Annotated in this window: 18 protein-coding genes; 7 read left to right on the top strand and 11 right to left on the bottom strand. The window is 69.6% G+C overall.

The features are described from left to right. The first annotated feature begins 11 nt into the window (after positions 1-11). Together H074_RS16640 and H074_RS16635 are read left to right on the top strand one after the other, a co-directional pair. Entirely contained in the window at positions 12-278 is a 267-nt protein-coding gene (locus tag H074_RS16640) for an HPr family phosphocarrier protein (protein WP_007031200.1), read from the top strand. A gap of 59 nt (positions 279-337) precedes the next feature. Then, a complete protein-coding gene (locus tag H074_RS16635) occupies positions 338-1,162 on the top strand; it encodes a serine hydrolase domain-containing protein (protein ID WP_007031199.1) in 825 nt (274 codons plus the stop codon). Here the strand turns inward: H074_RS16635 and H074_RS16630 are convergent. Further along, positions 1,152-2,093: a D-2-hydroxyacid dehydrogenase family protein gene (locus H074_RS16630; protein WP_007031198.1), complete on the bottom strand. Its 942-nt coding sequence runs from the start codon at positions 2,091-2,093 to the stop codon at positions 1,152-1,154. The two genes, H074_RS16635 and H074_RS16630, sit on opposite strands and share 11 nt — an antisense overlap. Positions 2,094-2,141: 48 nt before the next feature. Here H074_RS16630 and H074_RS42065 point away from each other — a divergent pair, with 48 nt between their 5' ends. Both H074_RS42065 and H074_RS16625 read left to right on the top strand, forming a co-directional pair. After that, positions 2,142-2,270 carry a hypothetical protein gene (locus H074_RS42065; protein ID WP_268744766.1) on the top strand — a complete coding sequence of 43 codons (129 nt, stop codon included), beginning with the start codon at positions 2,142-2,144 and terminating at the stop codon, positions 2,268-2,270. 19 nt (positions 2,271-2,289) lie between these two features. After that, a complete protein-coding gene (locus H074_RS16625) occupies positions 2,290-2,919 on the top strand; it encodes a maleylpyruvate isomerase family mycothiol-dependent enzyme (protein ID WP_007031197.1) in 630 nt (209 codons plus the stop codon). Positions 2,920-2,922: 3 nt separating this feature from the next. Here H074_RS16625 and H074_RS16620 read toward each other — a convergent pair whose 3' ends face one another. Next, complete coding sequence (locus tag H074_RS16620) at positions 2,923-4,122, bottom strand: endonuclease/exonuclease/phosphatase family protein (protein ID WP_007031196.1); 1,200 nt, start codon at positions 4,120-4,122, stop codon at positions 2,923-2,925. 138 nt (positions 4,123-4,260) lie between these two features. On the opposite strand from H074_RS16620, the gene H074_RS16615 reads away from it, so the two are divergent. Both H074_RS16615 and H074_RS16610 read left to right on the top strand, forming a co-directional pair. Beyond that, entirely contained in the window at positions 4,261-4,683 is a 423-nt protein-coding gene (locus H074_RS16615) for a hypothetical protein (RefSeq protein WP_039922632.1), read from the top strand. A 17-nt stretch (positions 4,684-4,700) separates the two neighbouring features. Next, positions 4,701-5,369, top strand: coding sequence for a TetR/AcrR family transcriptional regulator (locus tag H074_RS16610; RefSeq protein WP_039922638.1), 669 nt, complete (start codon positions 4,701-4,703; stop codon positions 5,367-5,369). Between the two features lie 18 nt (positions 5,370-5,387). Here H074_RS16610 and H074_RS16605 read toward each other — a convergent pair whose 3' ends face one another. The 9 genes from H074_RS16605 to H074_RS40265 form a co-directional block, all read right to left on the bottom strand. Next, positions 5,388-6,650, bottom strand: coding sequence for a GrpB family protein (locus H074_RS16605; RefSeq protein WP_007031193.1), 1,263 nt, complete (start codon positions 6,648-6,650; stop codon positions 5,388-5,390). 221 nt (positions 6,651-6,871) lie between these two features. Next, positions 6,872-7,729, bottom strand: a complete 858-nt coding sequence (locus tag H074_RS16600) for a shikimate dehydrogenase (RefSeq protein ID WP_007031192.1) — start codon at positions 7,727-7,729, stop codon at positions 6,872-6,874. Beyond that, complete coding sequence (gene mltG, locus H074_RS16595) at positions 7,716-9,167, bottom strand: endolytic transglycosylase MltG (protein WP_007031191.1); 1,452 nt, start codon at positions 9,165-9,167, stop codon at positions 7,716-7,718. Before mltG ends, H074_RS16600 begins: the two co-directional genes overlap by 14 nt. Positions 9,168-9,532: 365 nt before the next feature. Further along, on the bottom strand, positions 9,533-10,036 hold the full coding sequence (gene ruvX, locus H074_RS16590; RefSeq protein ID WP_039922630.1) for a Holliday junction resolvase RuvX: 504 nt from the start codon (positions 10,034-10,036) through the stop codon (positions 9,533-9,535). Continuing rightward, complete coding sequence (gene alaS, locus H074_RS16585; protein ID WP_007031189.1) at positions 10,029-12,692, bottom strand: alanine--tRNA ligase; 2,664 nt, start codon at positions 12,690-12,692, stop codon at positions 10,029-10,031. Before alaS ends, ruvX begins: the two co-directional genes overlap by 8 nt. 91 nt (positions 12,693-12,783) lie before the next feature. Beyond that, complete coding sequence (locus H074_RS16580) at positions 12,784-13,092, bottom strand: hypothetical protein (protein WP_007031188.1); 309 nt, start codon at positions 13,090-13,092, stop codon at positions 12,784-12,786. Next, entirely contained in the window at positions 13,089-13,487 is a 399-nt protein-coding gene (locus tag H074_RS16575) for a DUF948 domain-containing protein (RefSeq protein ID WP_007031187.1), read from the bottom strand. Before H074_RS16575 ends, H074_RS16580 begins: the two co-directional genes overlap by 4 nt. A gap of 134 nt (positions 13,488-13,621) precedes the next feature. Continuing rightward, complete coding sequence (locus H074_RS16570) at positions 13,622-15,751, bottom strand: bifunctional polysaccharide deacetylase/glycosyltransferase family 2 protein (protein WP_007031186.1); 2,130 nt, start codon at positions 15,749-15,751, stop codon at positions 13,622-13,624. Between the two features lie 35 nt (positions 15,752-15,786). Beyond that, entirely contained in the window at positions 15,787-16,275 is a 489-nt protein-coding gene (locus H074_RS40265) for a hypothetical protein (protein WP_152521433.1), read from the bottom strand. Between the two features lie 155 nt (positions 16,276-16,430). Between H074_RS40265 and H074_RS16560 the strand changes: the two genes are divergently transcribed. Next, positions 16,431-18,509, top strand: coding sequence for a phosphocholine-specific phospholipase C (locus H074_RS16560; protein WP_039922634.1), 2,079 nt, complete (start codon positions 16,431-16,433; stop codon positions 18,507-18,509). The last annotated feature ends 40 nt before the right edge of the window (positions 18,510-18,549 follow it).

The raw sequence follows: 18,549 nt of genomic DNA, 5'->3' as shown, positions 1-18,549 counted from the left end.
AGGGAAAGAACATGCCGGAGAAACGCGTCACCGTGGCCAGCAAGGTGGGCCTGCACGCCAGGCCCGCGGCGACGGTCGCCAAGGCGGCCGCGGCGCAGCCCGTCGCGGTGCACATCGCCAAGGCGGGCGGTGACCCGGTCGCGGCCGGCAGCGTACTGAACCTGATGACGCTCGCCGCCGGCTACGGCGACGAGGTCATCATCAGTGCCGAGGGTGAGGGGGCCGAGGCGGCCGTCGACGCCATCGCCGAGCTGGTGGCGACCGATCTCGACGCCTGATCCCCGTTCACGCGAAGCCCGGGCCGCCCCGACCGGCCCGGGCTTCGTAGGGTGTAGGCATGGAAAGCGTGCGTGGGATCGAACAGTGGCCGGTGGACAACGCCGCCACGGCCGTGGTGACCGCCGCCGGTGACGTGCTGGGCACGCACGGCGACACGACGAAGGTGTACCGGCTGGCGTCGGTGACCAAGCCGCTCACGGCCTACGCCGCGCTGATCGCCATCGAAGAGGGCGTCGTCGAACTCGACACCCCCGCCGGGCCGGAGGGCTCCACCATCCGGCATCTGCTCGCGCACACCTCGGGCCTGGCCTTCAACGAGCACAAGCCGATGACCGCGCCCGGCAACCGGCGCCTGTACTCCAACGCCGGGTTCGAGCAGCTCGCCGACGCGCTCACCGAGCATTCCGGCATCCCCTTCGCCGACTACCAGGCGGAGGCGCTTTTCCGGCCGCTGGGCATGAAGGCGACCAAGCTGACCGGCTCCCCCGCCTCGGGCGCGGAGTCCACTGTGGACGACCTGGTCGCGTTCGCCGCCGAACTTCAGGCGCCGACGCTGATCGCCGCCGAAACAGCGCGTGAGGCGACTTCCGTGGTCTTCCCCGGGCTTTCCGGTATTCTACCCGGCTTCGGCCACCAGAAGCCGAACGACTGGGGCCTCGGTTTCGAGATCCGCGATCACAAGAGTCCACATTGGACAGGGTCGTCGAGCTCGCCGCGGACCTTCGGCCACTTCGGGCAGTCCGGCACGTTCGTCTGGGTCGATCCCGACGCCGGCGCCGCCTGCGTCGCGCTCACCGACCGCGCTTTCGGCCCATGGGCGGCCGAGGTGTGGCCGCCCTACACCGACGCCGTGCTCTCGGAACTGCGCGGCCTCACTCCATGACGCGGACCGGTGAACCCGCCTGGAAGGCCGCGATGTCCTCGACCGCGTCGCGGTAGAAGATCTCGTAGGCCTCCCGGGTGACGTAACCGATGTGCGGGGTGAGCACGACGTTGTCCAGCGTCCGCAGCGGATGCTCCGAGGGCAGCGGCTCGACGTCGTAGACGTCCAGCGCGGCGACGGCGATCTCCTTGCGGCGCAAGGCGTCCACCAGCGCGGCTTCGTCCACGATCGGGCCCCGCGAGGTGTTGACCAGCATCGCCGTCGGCTTCATCGTCGCGAGTTCGGGCGCGCCGACCAGCCCGCGGCTGCGGTCGCTGAGCACCAGGTGGACCGACAGGACGTCCGCGCGGGCGAACAGTTCGTCCTTCGACACCGCCGTCACGCCGTGGGGGTCGGCCTTCTCCTGGGTCAGATTCTGGCTCCACGCGATGGTCTCCATGCCGAACGCCTTGCCGATCTTGGCCGCGCCGGCGCCGAGCCTGCCGAGTCCGAGCAGCCCGAGGGTCTTGCCGGACAGGATCGTGCCGACGGTGGTCTGCCAGCCGCCCTCGCGCATGTTCCGGAACTCCACCGGCACGTTCCGCGCGGCGGCGAGGATCAGCGCCCAGGTGTGCTCGGCCGCCGGGGCCGCGATGTAGCCGGTGGAGGAGACGACCACGCCGTTGCGCCGGGCGGCCGCCACGTCGATCGCGGCGTTGCGGTGGCCGGTGCTCACCAGCAGCTTGAGCGCGGGCAGCCGGTCGAGGACTTCGGCGGGGAAGCGAGTGCGCTCGCGCATCGCGACCACGACCTCGAAGTCACGAAGGCGGGCCACCACGTCGGCGGGATCCGCGAACGGCTTCGTGAACACCTCGATCTCGGCGCCGAGGGAGTCCCAGTCCCCGAAACCGAGCGCCACTTCCTGATAATCGTCGAGAATCGCGATCTTCATGACCCCCAGGCTAGAGTCGGCCCGGAATCCGTGCCCGAGGAGGCCACCGTGATCCTGGAGTTCCGCACCTACCGGCTGAAGGGCCCGCGTGAGGCGATGGTCTCACGGATCGAGAGCTACCACACGATCGCCATCGAGACCTCCGAAGACGCGGTCAAGGCGCTCGAACGACGGTGAACGAAGACGAGGAGCGGGGATGCACGAGGGCGAGATCCTGGCCTGGACCGAGGCGGAACGGCTGAGCTTCGCCGATCTGCTGGAGGGACTCGAGGAAAAGGACTGGTCCGCGAAGACGCTGTGTCCGGAGTGGACGGTTCATGCGATGGCCGCGCATCTGGCGCAGTCCACCAGGAACAGACTCCGCGACACCGTCCTCGGCGCCATCAAGGCCAAGGGGAACTGGGACCGGATGAACGTCGACCAGGCCATCGCCTACGGCACCCGGTTCTCCCCCGCCGAACTCGTCGCCCAGATCCGCGAGGACGCCCGATCACCGCGCCGCTCACCCGGCGCCAAACCGATCGACCCGCTCGCCGACGTCCTCATCCACGGCCAGGACGTCGCCCGGCCACTCGGCATCGCCCGGCCGATGCCGGGGAAACCGGCGATCGCGTCGCTGGAGCACCTTCTCGTCAGCCCGTTCTGGGGCGCCAAGAAACGCTGCCGGGGCCTCAGGCTGATCGCCACCGATGCCGAGTGGTCCGGCGGCACGGGCCCCGAGGAGGTACGGGGCCCGCTCGTCGACCTGCTCCTGGCCGTGAGCGGCCGGAACACCGGCCTGGCCACTCTCACCGGTCCGGGCACCGCGCTGCTCGGCGCCCGCTGAGCGTCACCGGCGCGGGACGAAGACGTCGACTCGCACCAGGTGATGGTCCGAGGCGTCGTTGAGCCGGGCCAGCGGCGAATCCGGCAGCGGCCAGAAGACCTCGGCGCGCCAGGGGAAGAGGCCCTTCGACGGCAGGACGTAGTCGATCCGCAGGTTCCCCGGCGCGTTGTCGTTGAAGTCGCCGGTGTCGAAGTAGGGGTCGCCCTTCTGCCCGATGTTGGCGCCCGCCTGATCCTGTGCGGCCCGCACTCCGCCTTCGCTGCCCGGCCGGGTTTCGATGACTCGCGGCGCGTTCAGCAGGCGTGAGATCGCGCCGGGGACGCTGTCGCCGTCGAGCGGGTCGGAGTTGTGGTCGCCCGCGATGACGAACTTCTCGTGCGCACCCAGCCCGCCTCGACGGCCGCGGTCGTCGTAGATGTAGCGGCCCTTGCCGGGGGTCACGTAGTCCGCCCAGAAGCGGATCTCGTCGCTGTTGCGGGTGCCGTTGCGGTCTTCGGGGCCGTCGAAGGTGGGCGGCGTCGGGTGCGCGGCCAGGAAGTGCACGGTCGAGCGGCCGACGCGGACCGGGACGTCCCAGTGGGATTTCGACGACAGGCGCAGCACGTCGAGCGCCTGCGGCGAGTACCAGTCGTTCGGCGCCGCGGTGGCCGGGTCGTCCGGCAGCAGCGCGCCCGGCATGTCCTTCCAGAGGAACTTCTGGAACGTCCGCACGCTCTTGGTGTCGATCGGGTACTTGGACAGCACGAGCATGCCGTACTGGCCCTCGAAGAGACCGAATCCGTGTGCGTCGTTGCCGCCGCCGACCTTGCCGTCGCGGTCGAGGTCGAAGCCGGTCGCGACGCCGGTGTTCGACGGCGCGGTGAAGGCGTACGGGTAGTCGATCGGCGCCGCGCCGTTGTGGCCGCGTCCGAGGTAGTTCTCGCGGAACAGGTCCGCGGCACGGTTGCCGGGGACGTAGTCGAACTCGTTGATCAGCAGCACGTCCGGCCGGTTGCGCTGGATCACCTCGGCGACCTCGTCGGCCTGCGCGTTGCCCGGCTGCGACAGGTCGGTCACCAGCTGACCGGCGGCTCCGCGGTTCAGCGAAGCGTTGTACGTCGCGAAGCGGACGTTCTGCCCGGCGGCGGCTTCCGCCGGTGTGGCGGCCGGCAGCGTCCCGGCCAGCAAGGCGCCCGATGCGAGCACGGCGGCGATGCGTTTCACGGTCTTACCTCCCAGAGTCGGTGCGACCTTACGCACTCCGCGCGGCCGAACGGGTGAGCTTCAGGTGAACAGCGCCTCTTGAACGCGTTCAAAATCTGGGCTACGGTTCTTCTTGAACACGTTCAAAAGGAGGTCCCCATGCAACCCGTAGTCGTGGCCTACGCGCTCTACCTGGCCATCACCGTCCCGTTGACCGTGCTGGTCGCTCGCACGCTGAGCAGGCACGGCAAGACGTTCCTGGAAGACGTCTTCCAGGACGAACAAGCGCTGGCGCATTCGGTCAACCAACTGCTCGTGGTCGGGTTCTACCTGGTCAGCCTGGGTTTCGTGACGCTGTTCCTGACCAGCGACGACATCGTCCTCGACGCGCGCGACGTCTTCGAGATGCTGTCGGTCAAGGTCGGCACCGTGGCGCTCGTGCTCGGCGTGATGCACGTCGGGAACGTGCTGGTGTTCAACGGGATCCGGCGCAAGCACCTCAACCACGCCACCGCACGGCCCGTGCCGGTTCCGCCGCCCCACCCCGGCTACCCGGCGCCCGCTCCACACCCGGCGCCCTGACCGGATAACGTGCAGTGGTGGCGAAGAGTGAGGAAACCAAGTCACTGATCGTGGCGACCGCGTTGCGGCTGTTCGCCGAGAACGGCTACGACCGGACGACCATGCGGGCCATCGCCGCCGAAGCGGGCGTGTCGGTCGGGAACGCCTACTACTACTTCGCCTCGAAAGACCAGCTGATCCAGGGTTTCTACGACGAGATCGCCAACGCGCACCTGACGACCGTGCGCCGGTCGATCGAAGGTGAGCGGGACTTCGGCGCCCGGCTCAAGACCGTCCTGCTCACCTGGCTCGACGTCGCCGAGCCGTACCACCGCTTCGGCACCCAGCTCTTCGTCAACGCCGCCGACCCGGACTCGCCGCTGAGCCCGTTCAGCGAAGAGTCGTCGCCCGCGCGGGACGCCTCCGTCGGCCTGATGCGCGACGTCATCGCCGATTCCGACGTCAAACTGGACCCGGACCTGCGCGACGACCTGCCCGACCTGCTGTGGCTGTACCAGATGGGTGTCGTGCTGTTCTGGGTCCACGACCGCTCGCCCGGCCAGAAACGCAGCCGGATGCTGGTGGAACGGACGGTCCCGCTGATCGCTCGGCTGGTGGGGCTTTCGCGGCTGCGGGTGCTGCGGCCGGTCAGCCGGGAGATCGTTTCGCTGATCCAGGATCTCTCGAAGCGAGACGATGCCGCTTGAGGCGGCGCGAGTAGGTGGCTAAACGCGGTCCGGCTCCCGGACGGTCCGGAAGTACAGGAACCGCGGCTGGGTCCGCAGCTTCGCGTACCATCGCGGGTCCGATTCGGCGATCGACTCCTCGGGCATCGGCTCCACCAGCCTGTCGACGGCGAAGCCCGCGTCGCGCACCGCGCCGAACGTCCAGCTCAGCGGCCGCCGGTAGAACCGGACCTTCTGCCCCCGCGGGAACTCGTCTTCCAGCAGTTCGAGCTGGAAGTAGTTCCGCTTCTCGAACCACCGCCAGTCCTCGCCCGGGTGATGCACCGAGAACACCAGGAGGCCGCCCGGTTTGAGCACCCGCCGGAACTCCGCCAGCGCCGGCGCCCACTCCTTCAGGTAATGCAGCACCAGCGACGCCGTGATGACGTCGATCGAGGCGTCCTCGAGGAACGTCATCGGCCGCGAGACGTCGGCCGTCTCGAACTTCGCGACGTCCCCGAACTTCTCCCTGGCGACGGCGACCATGCCCGCACTGGCGTCGACGCCGAGGACGTCCGCGCCCTTCGCGGCGAGCAGTGCGCTGAGGTGTCCCGCCGCGCTGCCGACGTCCAGCACCCGTTTGCCCGCCACGTCCCCGGCCAGCTCGACGATGGCGGGCCGGTCGTAGTGGGCGTTGGTGCTGCTGGTTTCGGCGTGCGCCGCGTAGAGCCGGGCGAACCCGTCGTACTGGGCGGCACGCGCCCGTTCGATGATCTCGTCGATCACCTCGGTCTTGGCGTCGGCGTACTGCTGGATGTACTTCCAAGTGCGTGAAGCCAATTCGCGCTTCTTGGCCTCGTAGAGCTTCAGCTCGTCCTCGTGCGCGATCAGCCGGTCGCGGAAGAGGCGGTAGCGCTCGGTCTGGCCGTTGTCCGGCGAGTAGACGTGCAGGTTGATGTCGGTGTCCGGGCCTTTGAAGCAGCGGTGCTTCTCCCACTCCGGCTCGCGGATGACGAGCTTGTAGCCTTCGGCCTCCAACTGCGGCACGTAGGCGTCCTCGTCGTCCGAATCGGCGACGATCAGCATGATGTCGATGATCGGTTTCGCGCAGAGTCCCGGCACCGACGTGGAGCCGACATGCTCCAGGATCAGCGCGCGCTCCCCCAGGATCCCCCTGATGCGCTTGGCTTCCCGGTCGAACAGCTCGGGCCACTCCGGGTCGTACTCGGCCAGGGTGACGGTGGAATTCAGTACCGGAGCCTGATCGACCCAAGCGTCGTTGATGTCTTCTTCGGTGTAGTCGTCTCGATCGGGTTTGGGCATCGACCCCTTGTTCCTTCCTCAGCACTCGTCGCGAGTCTGCGCGCGACCGCGATCACGTCGCCAGGGCGCAAGTAGGAATAAGACGTCCCGTCCCCCATCAAGAGCGCCCTGCCGCCGAGATCGCGGGGCCATTCGGCCAGACCCGCGCGCGGTGGGTCACCTGGTTGCCGCGATGCCCCTCTCGAGGCAGTCCGCCAGACTATCCAACCCGGACGATCTTGTCAGGAGATCGGCAAAGAAAGGATCCCGCCGGTCGCCTCGCGCAGCGCGTCCCGCATTTCGGCACGCGGCGCCGGCTGCCCGGTGAAGTATTCGGACTGCCCGAAAGCCTGATGCAGCAGCATGTCCAGTCCGGTCGCGAGCCGCCCGCCCCGGTCGGCGACGGCTTCGGCGAGCGCGGTCGGCCAGGGGTGGTAGATGACGTCGAGCACGCACCTGATCCGCGCCAGCTCCGCCAGATGCGGCCGGACGGCGTCCGGGGGCACGGTGTTCACCAGCACCGCCGAGCCGGCCGCGAGCTTCCCGAAGTCGGTGTCGGCCCAACGGAGGACTTCGGCGTCGAGCCCCGCCCGCTGGGCCGCCTCGACCGTTTCCGTCGCGCGCGCGGGATCCCGCATGACGAGCCGGACCGTCCGCACGCCGAGCGACGCCAGCCCGACGACGGCCGCGGCGGCCGTCCCGCCCGCTCCGAGGATTACGGCCCCGTCGTCCGCGCCCGGCGAGTACCCCGCCGCGATCCGCAGTGCCTCGGTGACCCCGTCGACGTCGGTGCAGTCGGCCAGCCAGCCGGTTTCGCGGCGCACCAGCGTGTTCGCCGCGCCGACCGCCGCCGCGCGCGGCGTGACCTCGTCGGCGTGCTCCAGCGCGGCCCGTTTCCCGGGCATGGTCACCGAAAGCCCGGTCCACTCCGGACCGAGACCGTCGACGAACGCGGGCAGCCCGGGACCGTCCATCTCGACACGCTCGTAGGTCCAGCCGTCGAGCCCGAGCGCGCGGAAAGCCGCGCCGTGCAGCACGGGCGAAAGGGAGTGTTCGACCGGTTTCCCGAGGATCGCGGCCTTGCGGTCAGTAAACACCACGCCTCTGTGCGTCCAGCTTGTTCTTGTTGTGCTCGTCGTTGGTCACCGCGAAGCAGGAGAGCCCGTTCTTCTCGCACTTGACGAAGAAGATCCACTCTCCCGCTGTCGGCTTCAGCGCGGCCTGGATCGCTTCCGCGCTCGGGACCGCGATCGGCGTCGGGGTCAGGCCGAAGGACTTGTAGGTGTTGTAAGCACCCGCTTTATCCCGCTCTTCGGGTTTGGTGAGCAGGGTCGGCCGGTCGAGGACGTAGTTGACCGTCGAGTCCATCTCGAGCCGCATCTTCTCGTCGAGCCGGTTGTAGATGACCCGCGAGATCTTCCCGAAGTCGGCCTTCACCGCCTCACGTTCGATGATCGACGCGATGATGAGCGTCTCGTACGTGGACTTGCCCGCACCCTTGTTCTGGTCGCTCAGCCCGGCGTTGAGGATGCGCTCCGCCGAGGTCTTCACGACGTCGGTGAGCAGTTCCTCGGCCGTCCAGCCGGGTTTCACGTTGAAGATGCCGGGAGCGATCAGTCCTTCGAGCCGCCGGTCCTTGTGCTCGGCGTTCGTAGCGGGCTCGACGGCCCACGATGGAACGCCCAGCTTCGCCAGATCCGCGGTTTCGACCGTCTTGCGCAGTTCCTCGACCGGGATACAGGTGCTCTTGCCGTTCAGGTCGGCGCAGGAAGCCTTGGACAGCAACGTGAACACGCCGGGCGTCACCTTGCCGTCGGGCTGGGTGATGTCGTGGAACTGGGTGTACGGCCGGATCTCGACCTGGCCGACCTTCGACGCGGGGGCGGTCATCTTCTCGACCGCGCTGGCGCCGGACATCTTCGTCTTCATGACGTAGTAGCCCTGCTGGAGCCGCGAGACGGCGGTGTTGTCCTCGCCCGCCTTCACGAACGCCTTGCCGCTGGCGACCACCCCGGCCGCCTGCAGCCGGTTGCCGATCGCCGACGTCGAGTCGCCCTTCTCCACCTGGACGAGGACGTCGCTCTCGCCGGTGCCTTCGTAGTCGTCGTAGCCGAAGATCTCGGTGAAGCCGTAGTAGGCGCCACCGGCGAGCAGGACGAGCACGGTCAGCGCGGCGATCCAGCCCAGCGCGCGCTTCTTCCTGCGCTTCTTGGGCGGCGGCCCCTGCCGTTCCGGGCGCTCGTCCTCGATGCGTTCCGGCTCGGCACGGTCTTCGTCGTCGTAGTCCTGCTCCTCGTAATCCTCGTAGTCGTCGTACTCGTCATAGTCGTCGTACGAATCGTCGCCGAAGATCTCGTCGTACTCCTCTTCGCTGCCCTGGGGCGGCGAAGAAGGAGCCGCGCCGGGGCGCCGGGCCATCGGCGCTTCCCGGATCGCGGGGAGGATGTCGGTCGGCCGCTCGTCCGGGAGCGGGCCGTCGTCCTCGCGGCGCCTGCGGCGACCGGGACGGGGCGCCTCATCCTGGGCGTGGGCGGGCATGCCAAGACCCCGGTCACCCGGCTGGGGGGACCGCCGCTGCGGTGCGGGAGGCGGCGGAGGGGCCGCGGGTGCCGGGGCCCGCCTCGGCGGGGCCGGACGCTGCGCCCGGGGCGGCGGCTCGTCGATGTCGCGCCGGACGCGCGGTGGCGGCTCTTCCGGGGACCGGCGGGCACGCGGCGGTTCTTCCGCCGGACGCCGCGCGGGCGGCTGGGGCGGCTCCGGCGGTTCCTGCCGGATGTGCCGTCGTCCCGTCGGCTGGGGTTCGGGCCTGCGACGGGGCGGGGCCGGTGGCGGGCTCGCCTCTTCAGGCTCCCGCAACCGTCGTCTACCGCCCTGACGGCGTTCGGGCCGGCCGTGGGGCTCGGTCATGTGTCGCCCTTCCGTGCGCGATGTGCCGCTACCGCGTCGATCCACGCCTGCAGGATCTCGACCGCGGCCGCCTGATCGACGACGGCACGAAGCTTGCGTCCCTTCACCCCACGCTGCGACAGCATCCTGGATGCCGTCACCGTGGTCAACCGCTCGTCGGCCAGCCGCACCGGCACCGGCGCGATCCTGGCGGCGACCTTATCGGCGTAGTCCAGCGCCGCTTCGGCCGCCGGACCGTGGCGGTCCTTGAGCGTCCGCGGCAGGCCGACGACGACTTCGACCACGTCGTGTTCCGTGACGAGTTCGACGAGCTGATCGACGTCCTTGTCGCCAGTCGCGTCGCGAGTGAGGGTAACGAGCGGGCTCGCGAGGATGGGGTCGGGATCGCTGAGCGCGACCCCGACCCGGACGGATCCGACATCCACCCCGAGCCGCCTGCCGCGCCCCGGATCGGACTCTCCTGGCCGATCCGGATGCCGCCCGACGGCGTCGTCAGCCAACTTCGGCGACCGCCGCGCGCAGTGAGGCGATGGCCCGCTCGGCCCCGGCCGGGTTGGTGCCCCCGCCCTGGGCCATGTCCGGCTTGCCACCGCCACGGCCGCCGATCGCCTCGGCGAACGACGGGACGAGCTTGCCCGCCGCGATGCCCTTCTCCTGCGCCGCCTTCGTGGTGGCGACGACGAAGGCGACCTTCTCGCCCTGCGGGGCGAACAGCGCGACGATGCCGGGACGGGCGCCGAGCCTGCCGCGGATGTCCGAAGCCAGCGCGCGCAGACCGTTCGAGTCGACGCCCTCGCCCAGCTTCTCCGCGACGACCGCGATCCCGCCGATGTCCTCGGCCTTGTCCGCGAGCGAACCCGCCGAGCCGAGCACCTGCTGGGTACGCAGCTGCTCGATCTCCTTCTCGGCGTTCTTCAGCCGGGTGAGCACGTCGTCGATGCGCGACGGCAGCTGCTCGGAGGGCACCTTGAAGGTGTTCGCGAGCTGCGAGACGAGCAGCTGCTCCTTGCGGACGTACTTGAGCGCGTCCGTGCCGACGAGCGCTTCGACGCGGTGCACACCGGAACCGATGGACGAGTCGCCCACCAGCTTCACCAGGCCGAGCTGGCCGATGCGGTCGACGTGGGTGCCACCGCAGAGCTCGCGGGAGTACTCGCCCATGTCGACGACGCGGACGTCGTTGCCGTACTTCTCGCCGAACAACGCGACCGCGCCCAGTTCCAGTGCCTTGTCCTTCGTGGTGACGAAGGTGTTCACCTCGACGTTGGTCTGGAGGTAGTCGTTGACCTCCTCCTCGACCTCGGTCAGCACATCGGCCGACACACCGCCGGAGGTGGTGAAGTCGAAGCGCATCCGGCCCGGCGAGTTCAGCGAACCGGCCTGCGCCGCGCGCTTGCCGTACGCGCCGCGCACGGCCGCGTGGACCAGGTGCGTCGCGGAGTGCGACCGTTCGATCGACAGGCGGCGGTGCTGGTCGACCGAACCGGTCAGCGTGCTGCCGATGCCGACCTCGCCGTCGAGCACCTCGACGCGGTGCACGAACAGCCCCGGCACGATCTTCTGTACGTCGTGGACCTTGAGCTCGACGCCGTCGCCGAGCAGCACGCCGGTGTCGGCCACCTGGCCACCGCTCTCGGCGTAGAACGGCGTGCGGTCCAGGACCAGCTCCGCCTTCTTGCCGGCGCCGACGGTGGAGACCGGCACGCCGTCTTCCAGCAGCGCGACGACCTTCGCCTCGGCCTGCAGGTCGGTGTAGCCGAGGAACTCGGTCTCGCCGTTCCGCTCCAGCACCTTGCGGTACTCGGACAGGTCGCCGTGACCGGTCTTGCGCGACGCCGCGTCGGCCTTCGCGCGCTGCCGCTGCTCGTTCATGAGCGTGCGGAAGCCCTCTTCGTCGACGGCCAGGCCCTGCTCGGACGCCATCTCGAGGGTCAGGTCGATCGGGAAGCCGTAGGTGTCGTGCAGCTGGAACGCCTTGTCACCGGCCAGCAGTGAACCGCCGGCACGCTTGGTCTCCTCGGCCGCGAGGTCGAAGATGCGCGACCCGCTGGTGAGCGTGGAGAGGAAGGCCTCCTCCTCGACGCGCACGACGTCCTCGATGCGGTCGAAACCGGAGACCAGTTCGGGGTAGGTCGGGCCCATGGTGTCGCGGACGACCGAGGCGAAGGCGGGCAGCACCGGCTCGTGCACGCCGAGCAGGCGCGCGGAGCGGATGATGCGGCGCAGCAGACGGCGCAGCACGTAGCCGCGGCCGTCGTTGCCGGGGGTGACACCGTCGCCGATGAGCAGGACACCGGTGCGGGCGTGGTCGGCGATGACGCGGAAGCGGACGTCGTCGGTGTGGTCGGCGCCGTAGCGGCGGCCGGAGAACTCCTCGGCGCGGCCGATCACCGGGCGGACGAGGTCGGTCTCGTAGACGTTCTCGACGCCCTGCAGGATCGTCGCGACCCGCTCGACACCCATGCCGGTGTCGATGTTCTTCTTCGGCAGCTCACCGATCGGCTTGTGGCCGTGCTTCGGGCTCTTGTCGCCCCGCACGTCCTGCATGAAGACGAGGTTCCAGATCTCGATGTAGCGGTCCTCGTCGGCGACCGGGCCGCCCTCGCGGCCGTAGCCGGGGCCGCGGTCGTAGTAGATCTCCGAGCACGGGCCGCCGGGACCGGGCACGCCCATGTCCCAGTAGTTGTCCTTGCCGTCACGGGACTGGATGCGCTCGCCGGGCAGGCCGGTGAGCTTCTTCCACAGACCCGCAGCCTCGGAGTCGTCCTCGTAGACGGTCGCCCAGATGCGCGCCGGGTCGAGGCCGTAGCCGCCTTCGCTCTGGGGCTTGGTGATCAGCTCCCAGGCGTACTCGATGGCGCCTTCCTTGAAGTAATCGCCGAAGGAGAAGTTCCCGGCCATCTGGAAGAAGGTGTTGTGCCGGGTCGTCTTGCCGACCTCGTCGATGTCCGGCGTGCGGACGCACTTCTGGACGCTGGTCGCGCGCGGGTACGGCGGCGGGGCCTCACCGAGGAAGTACGGCTTGAACTGGACCATGCCGGCGTTGACGAACAGCAGGTTCGGATCGTCGAGGATCAGCGGCGCGCTGGGCACGCGCGTGTGTCCCTTGTTCTCGAAATGGCTCAGAAAACGTTGGGTGATTTCGTGTGTTTCCACGGGATCGTCCTTGTATACGGGCTCGCGCGAAAGCGCTGGGAATGCGGACAGGCGGGAACGGCGGAGGGCTCTGGTCGCGGACGCGACCCGATCAGCCCTCCGCCCGGCGAGCTCGCCGGACCGGGCGCCGCGGCGACGCCGCGTGCCTGCCCTCGGTCACGGGGGCCGTGCTCAAGCCGGTCCGTTCGGACACCATGTCGTGCAACTCCTGTTCCCGTTCGCTCATCCCCGCGCGGACCTCCGCGCCGAACGAACCGACGGCGCCCGCGAGTTCCCGCACGGCGTCGCCCAGGTTCGAGGCTAACCCCGCCGGCGTGGCCTGGCGAGCGGTTTCGGTCGCTTTCCGTGACAGGGCGACACCGGCGACCACTCCGACGCCGAGCCAGAACAGGCGCTTCATTTGCGGCCCCGCTTCTTCGCCGGGCGCGAGGCCTTCGCTTCCGCTTTCTTCCGCCGGGCCTTGATCGCCTTGCTGAGGCCGTAGGACAGCGCGGCCGTCTTCACCAGCGGTCCGCCGAGCGTCGCGGTGAACACCGACGACAGCGCGGACACGTTGCCGGACACGGCCTGCGCGTTGGCGGTGATGCCGTCGACCCGCTCCAGCTGCGTGTTGACGTGCGTGATCGTCTCGTTCGCGCCGATCAGCAGCGGGTCGGTGTTCTCGTGCGCCTTGCGGATGGCGATCGTGGCCTCGTCCAGGGTCCGGCCGAGCTTGAACAGCACGATCGCCAGCAGCACGACGAGTACGACGAATGCTCCTGCGGCGATCAGCGCGGCGATCTGCCCTGCCGACACGGGCCCTCCTCAAGGGTCTGCGGTCTTGGTGCCCGTGAGGTTACCGCCCCACCGGCCCTGCGGCGGTGTCACCCCGCCGCACGGTCACTCAGCGCAGTGACCTCACGACGAACCGGCGGGAACCGGTGCGCCGTTCACGATGCGGGCCTGCCGTCGGAAAGCACTTCGGGTGGCGCGTTCTGGCCGAGGCGATCGAGTTTGTGCCAGGGCAGGCGGGCACCCGCCAGCGCCGTCATCACCGACTGGATGACGACGAGGTACATCAGCTGGCGATAGACGAACTGCTGCAGGGGCAGGAAAAGCAGCGGGCGAAGCGATTCACGGTCGAGCCGGAAGGCGATCACGCCCGGTACGAGCTGCAGCAGCAGGAACACCGACCAGTAGAGCAAAGCGGACTTCCAGTCCCCGGTCAGCACGCCGAAGAGCGCGGCCACGTCGACGAACGGCGCGAGCACGGGCAGCGCCACCTGGAACATCAGCAGATACGGGATGCCGCGGCGGCCGAGCCTGCCCTCGGCCCCCTTGCCGACGACCGCACCCCGGTGTTTCCACACCGCCTGGAGCGTGCCGTAGCACCATCGGTAGCGCTGTTTCCACAGCTGCCCCAGCGTCGCCGGTGCCTCTGTCCAGGCACGGGCCTCCTGTTCGTAGACCACCCGCCAGCCGTCGCGCTCCAGCGCCATCGTGAGGTCGGTGTCCTCGGCGAGGGTGTCCTCGGGGACGCCGCCGAGCGCGAGCACCGCCGAGCGGCGGAAGGCCCCGACCGCGCCGGGCACCGTCGGCATGCACTCGCCGACGTCGTACATCCGGCGGTCGAGGTTGAACCCGATGACGTATTCGATGTGCTGCCAGCGGCCGAGCAGCCCTCCGCGATTGGCGACCTTGGCGTTGCCCGAAACCGCGCCGATCGAGGGATCGGCGAACGGCCGCACGACGGCGCCCACGGTGCCGGGTTCCAGCACGGTGTCGCCGTCGACCATGACCACCAGTTCGGTACGGGCGGCGGCGAGACCGGTGTTGAGCGCGGCCGGTTTGCCCGCGTTCAGCTGCCGGATCAGCATGACCCGGCGCAGGCCGAGCCGCTCGACGACGTCGGCGGTGCCGTCGGTGGAGCCGTCGTCGACGACGATCACCCAGGTCGGATGGTGGTCGGAGGCGAGGATCGAGCGGATCGTCGCCTCGATCCCGGCGGCTTCGTTGTAGGCGGGGACGATCACGGTCACCGGCTCCCGCACCGGCGGCCGCGACGGCGCGGTTCTGCCCCGTCTGACATGGATCGCCGTGGTGACGAGGACCAGAACGGTGCGCAGGACGGCGAGAACGCTCGCCGCGATGAGCAGCCAGCCCAGCGCCGCCGAGAGGGCCTCGCCCGTCTGGACCGCGGCGATCAGGAGCCAGCCGCCGAAGCGGGTCAATCCGTCCACACCGGCCGTGGTTCCGCTGAGCCCGGCGGCCCCGCTGACGGTGTCGAACCGCCAGCCCTTGGCCTTGAGTCCGGGGATGACGCGGTCGAGCGCGGCGAGGGTCTCCGAGCGGTCGCCGCCCGCGTCGTGCAGGAGGACGACGGCGCCGTCGTCCGTCCGGGGGGTCATGGCGTCGGCGATGGCGTCCACCCCGGTGCGCCGCCAGTCCTGGGAGTCGAGTTCGGACAGCACGATGAGCCTGCCCTCGCCGCCGAGGCGCCGTGCCGCACGCCAGCCCGCGTCGTCCATCGCGTCGGCGGTCGAGGAGTAGGGCGGCCGGACCAGCGAGGTCTCCGTCCCGGCGGCGCCGGCGATGGCGAGGTCGGTGGCCCTGAGCTCGATCTGCGCGCGGGCGTCCCCGGCCGAGCCGAGGTCGGTGTGGGTGGCGGTGTGGTTGCCGAGTTCGTGACCGCGGCGGACGATCTCCGCCGTCAAGCCGGGGTGACGCGTCACCTGCGCGCCTGTCACGAAGAACGTGGCGTGGACCCCGTGCCGTTCGAGAGTGGCGAGGATCCGTGGCGTCCATTCCGGATCGGGGCCGTCGTCGAAGGTGAGCGCCACCGTCTTGGGCTGGAGCCGGGACGTGACGGGCTCGGCTCCGCGCGGGTCGATGATCGGGCCGCCGTGCCGTACCGCGGCCGGGACCTCCGCCGCCGTCCGCGTCCGGGGCGCCCCGTCGGCGGCGAACCCTCCTTCGACCAGTGTGGTCAACCCGAGCAGGACGGTGACCGCGAACAGCAGGGTCGCCAGCAGCGCCCAATGAGCCTTGGGCGGCGGCAGCCGTCGGTGGTGGTGGGACAAAAAAGGGTTCCTTCGGTCGTGCGCGATCCGGCGCGTCAGCGCCCGTTACCGGGAGGCTCGGTCCTCGTCTGTCCGGGTGGGACGTCGGGCGCGCGGCTGTTGCGGCGCTCGGTGCCCGGCGAGGAGGTACCGGCGGGCTGAGGCGGCGTCGTCCCGGAAGAGGCCCGGTTCGCGGGTGGAGCCTGCCTGGCGCTCGTGTCCGACGTCTCACGCCCGGTAGCGGGTGGTTCCGTCGGTGACGACTGTGAAGCCGTGGGCCTGGGTCCGGCCGACGTCGTCGCGGGCGGCGGCCCGGTGGTCGCCGAGGGCGCGGGCGGCGGCAGGGGGATCAGCGCGGAAGGCAGGGTCGGCGCCCCGAAAAGCGCCGCGGTGAGAAGAATCCCATAGCCGACGACGGCCACGCAGACACCGATCGCGATCCGCCGGACCACGGTGCGGCGACGGCCGCTGGGGTCGACGAACACCGGTCTGGCTGGGTCTTCCCCACCCTCGTTTTCGTTGTGATGATCAGGAATCACGGCCATCCAGGGGTTCGTACGGGCCGCATACTCTAAACACGGGAACCGCCGGATACCAAGCCCGGACCGGAGGATCGACGCGGTGTCACCACCCGGCTACCGTCTCCGAGTCGACCTATCCGGTTCTTGTGACGTTCATGTTCCTGGGTCAAGGTTCCGGCATGCCTGAACTGTCACGCCGTACGTTGCTGGGCGCCACCGGCGCCGCGGCCGCCACCACTCTCCTCCCGCCTTCCGTGCACGCCGCCATGGCCGAACCCATGCGGCGGGGCGGACTCGACGCCATCGAGCACGTGATCGTGCTGATGCAGGAGAACCGGTCGTTCGATCACTACTACGGCAGCCTGCGCGGTGTCCGGGGCTTCTCGGACACGCATCCGCTCGAACTGCCGTCGGGCAGATCGGTGTTCGAGCAGCCGAATCCCGCCGGCGGCACGGTGCTGCCGTTCTCGGTGCGCAAGGCGGCCGAACTCGCCGGCCGGAAACCGGACGACATCCAGTACCTCGGCGACCTCGACCACAGCTGGAACGGCAGCGGCAAGGCGTGGGCGCGCGGCTGGAACAACGGCTGGATCGCGGCGAAGACCCCCGCCACCATGACCTACTACGAGCGCCGCGACATCGCGCTCCAGTACGAACTCGCGGACACCTTCACCATCTGCGACGCCTACCACTGCTCGATCTTCGGCTCCACCAACCCGAACCGGAACTTCCTGTGGACCGGGACCACCGGGTTCGAACCGGGCAGCACGACGAACCGCGCGGTCACGAACGCGGCGTACTCCTACGACCACCAAGGCTACGACTGGACCACCTACCCGGAGCGGCTCGAAGCCGCCGGGGTGCCGTGGCAGATCTACCAGGAGTGGGACAACTTCACCGACAACGCGGTCGAGTACTTCGTGCCGTTCAAGAAGGTCGGCACGAAGATCCTCGCGTCGGTCGAAGAGAAGTTCCGCACCACCGAGGAGTTCTACGACGCACTGCCCAAGAAGACTCCTGAGGAGCGCGCGAAACTGCTGGCACAGTTCGACGCCGGGGTCGCGAAGCTGACGCCCGCCGAGCGGAACCTGTTCAAGAAGGCCATGTACCGCAGCGAGCCGGAGACACTGGTGACCCGGCTGAAGGCGGACATCCAGGCGCGGCGGCTGCCCGCGGTCAGCTGGCTGGTGCCGTCCGCGAAGGACTCCGAGCACCCCGGCGCGTCCACTCCCGTCGGCAGCGCGAACCTGATCTACCGCGTGCTCGACGCGCTGGCGTCCGACCGCGAAACGTGGTCCAAAACGGTGCTGCTGATCAACTTCGACGAGAACGACGGCTACTTCGACCACGTCCCGCCGCCGATGCCGCCCGGGAACGCGGCCAACGACGCGGACCACTTCAACGGCCAGCCGCTCGGTTTCGGCCCGCGTGTGCCGATGACGGTCGTCTCGCCGTGGTCGATCGGCGGCAACGTCGACTCCACGGTGTACGACCACACTTCGGTCCTGCGGTTCCTCGAGCGCTGGACCGGGGTCGCCGAGCCGAACATCAGCAAGTGGCGACGGACGGTCGCGGGCGATCTCACCGGCGCCTTCGACTTCTCGCGCGCCGGACGTCAGCCTCGGGTGAACCGGCCCGGTCCGGTGCCCGCGCCGATCAGCCGCTGGCGGCCGTCCGCCCCGGCGGAGCAGAGTCTCCCCGTGGCCGAGCCCGGCAACCGGCCGTCGCGGCCGCTGCCGTATCAGGTGTCGGTATCCGGTTCGGTGGACAAGTCGGGGAATCTGGCGCTTTCGCTGGCCAACAGCGGCTCGTCGTCGGCGCATTTCGCGCTGTACCCGTACAAGGGCGAATTCGCCGAACCCGCGCACCGCGACGTCCGCGGCGAGGCACCGGAAGTCGTGCGCCTGGCCGGTGACGAATACCGCGTCGTCGTCCAGGGGCCGAACCGGTCGTGGTGGGAACTGCGCGGGAACCGCAAGGGCGCGGCGGCGGGCGTCGACGTGCGGACGCGGTTCCTGACGTGGCGTTCGGGTGTCGAGTTCAAGCTGTCCAACTCGGGCACTTCGGCGCTGACGCTGCGACTGTCGTCTTCGCGGTTCACGCGGGTGGTGCGGGTCGGGGCCGGGCGTTCGGTCACGGTGGACTGGCCGGTTTCGGGCGGCTGGTACGACGTGAAGGTCACCGCGGACGGGGATCCGTCGTTCCTGCGTACGCTGACCGCGCGGGTCGAGAACGGGCGGCCCGGCGTCTCCTGCTGACGGGACTCGTGAGTGGTAATGACGGTTCTAACCGTCATTA

The sequence above is a fragment of the Amycolatopsis decaplanina DSM 44594 genome, assembly GCF_000342005.1.
Lineage (GTDB): Bacteria > Actinomycetota > Actinomycetes > Mycobacteriales > Pseudonocardiaceae > Amycolatopsis > Amycolatopsis decaplanina.
Note: the sequence above shows the minus strand (reverse complement) of the source record. Positions and strands in the feature narration are given on the sequence as shown.

What these genes read in the sequence shown, in the direction of transcription:
- H074_RS16625 (WP_007031197.1), top strand. Translation starts at nt 2,290, where the DNA reads ATGCACGAGGGCGAGATCCTGGCCTGGACCGAGGCGGAACGGCTGAGC.
- H074_RS16580 (WP_007031188.1), bottom strand. Translation starts at nt 13,092, where the DNA reads ATGAAGCGCCTGTTCTGGCTCGGCGTCGGAGTGGTCGCCGGTGTCGCC.
- H074_RS16635 (WP_007031199.1), top strand. Translation starts at nt 338, where the DNA reads ATGGAAAGCGTGCGTGGGATCGAACAGTGGCCGGTGGACAACGCCGCC.
- H074_RS40265 (WP_152521433.1), bottom strand. Translation starts at nt 16,275, where the DNA reads ATGGCCGTGATTCCTGATCATCACAACGAAAACGAGGGTGGGGAAGAC.
- H074_RS16630 (WP_007031198.1), bottom strand. Translation starts at nt 2,093, where the DNA reads ATGAAGATCGCGATTCTCGACGATTATCAGGAAGTGGCGCTCGGTTTC.
- H074_RS16560 (WP_039922634.1), top strand. Translation starts at nt 16,431, where the DNA reads ATGCCTGAACTGTCACGCCGTACGTTGCTGGGCGCCACCGGCGCCGCG.
- H074_RS16640 (WP_007031200.1), top strand. Translation starts at nt 12, where the DNA reads ATGCCGGAGAAACGCGTCACCGTGGCCAGCAAGGTGGGCCTGCACGCC.
- H074_RS16605 (WP_007031193.1), bottom strand. Translation starts at nt 6,650, where the DNA reads ATGCCCAAACCCGATCGAGACGACTACACCGAAGAAGACATCAACGAC.
- H074_RS16615 (WP_039922632.1), top strand. Translation starts at nt 4,261, where the DNA reads ATGCAACCCGTAGTCGTGGCCTACGCGCTCTACCTGGCCATCACCGTC.
- mltG (WP_007031191.1), bottom strand. Translation starts at nt 9,167, where the DNA reads ATGCCCGCCCACGCCCAGGATGAGGCGCCCCGTCCCGGTCGCCGCAGG.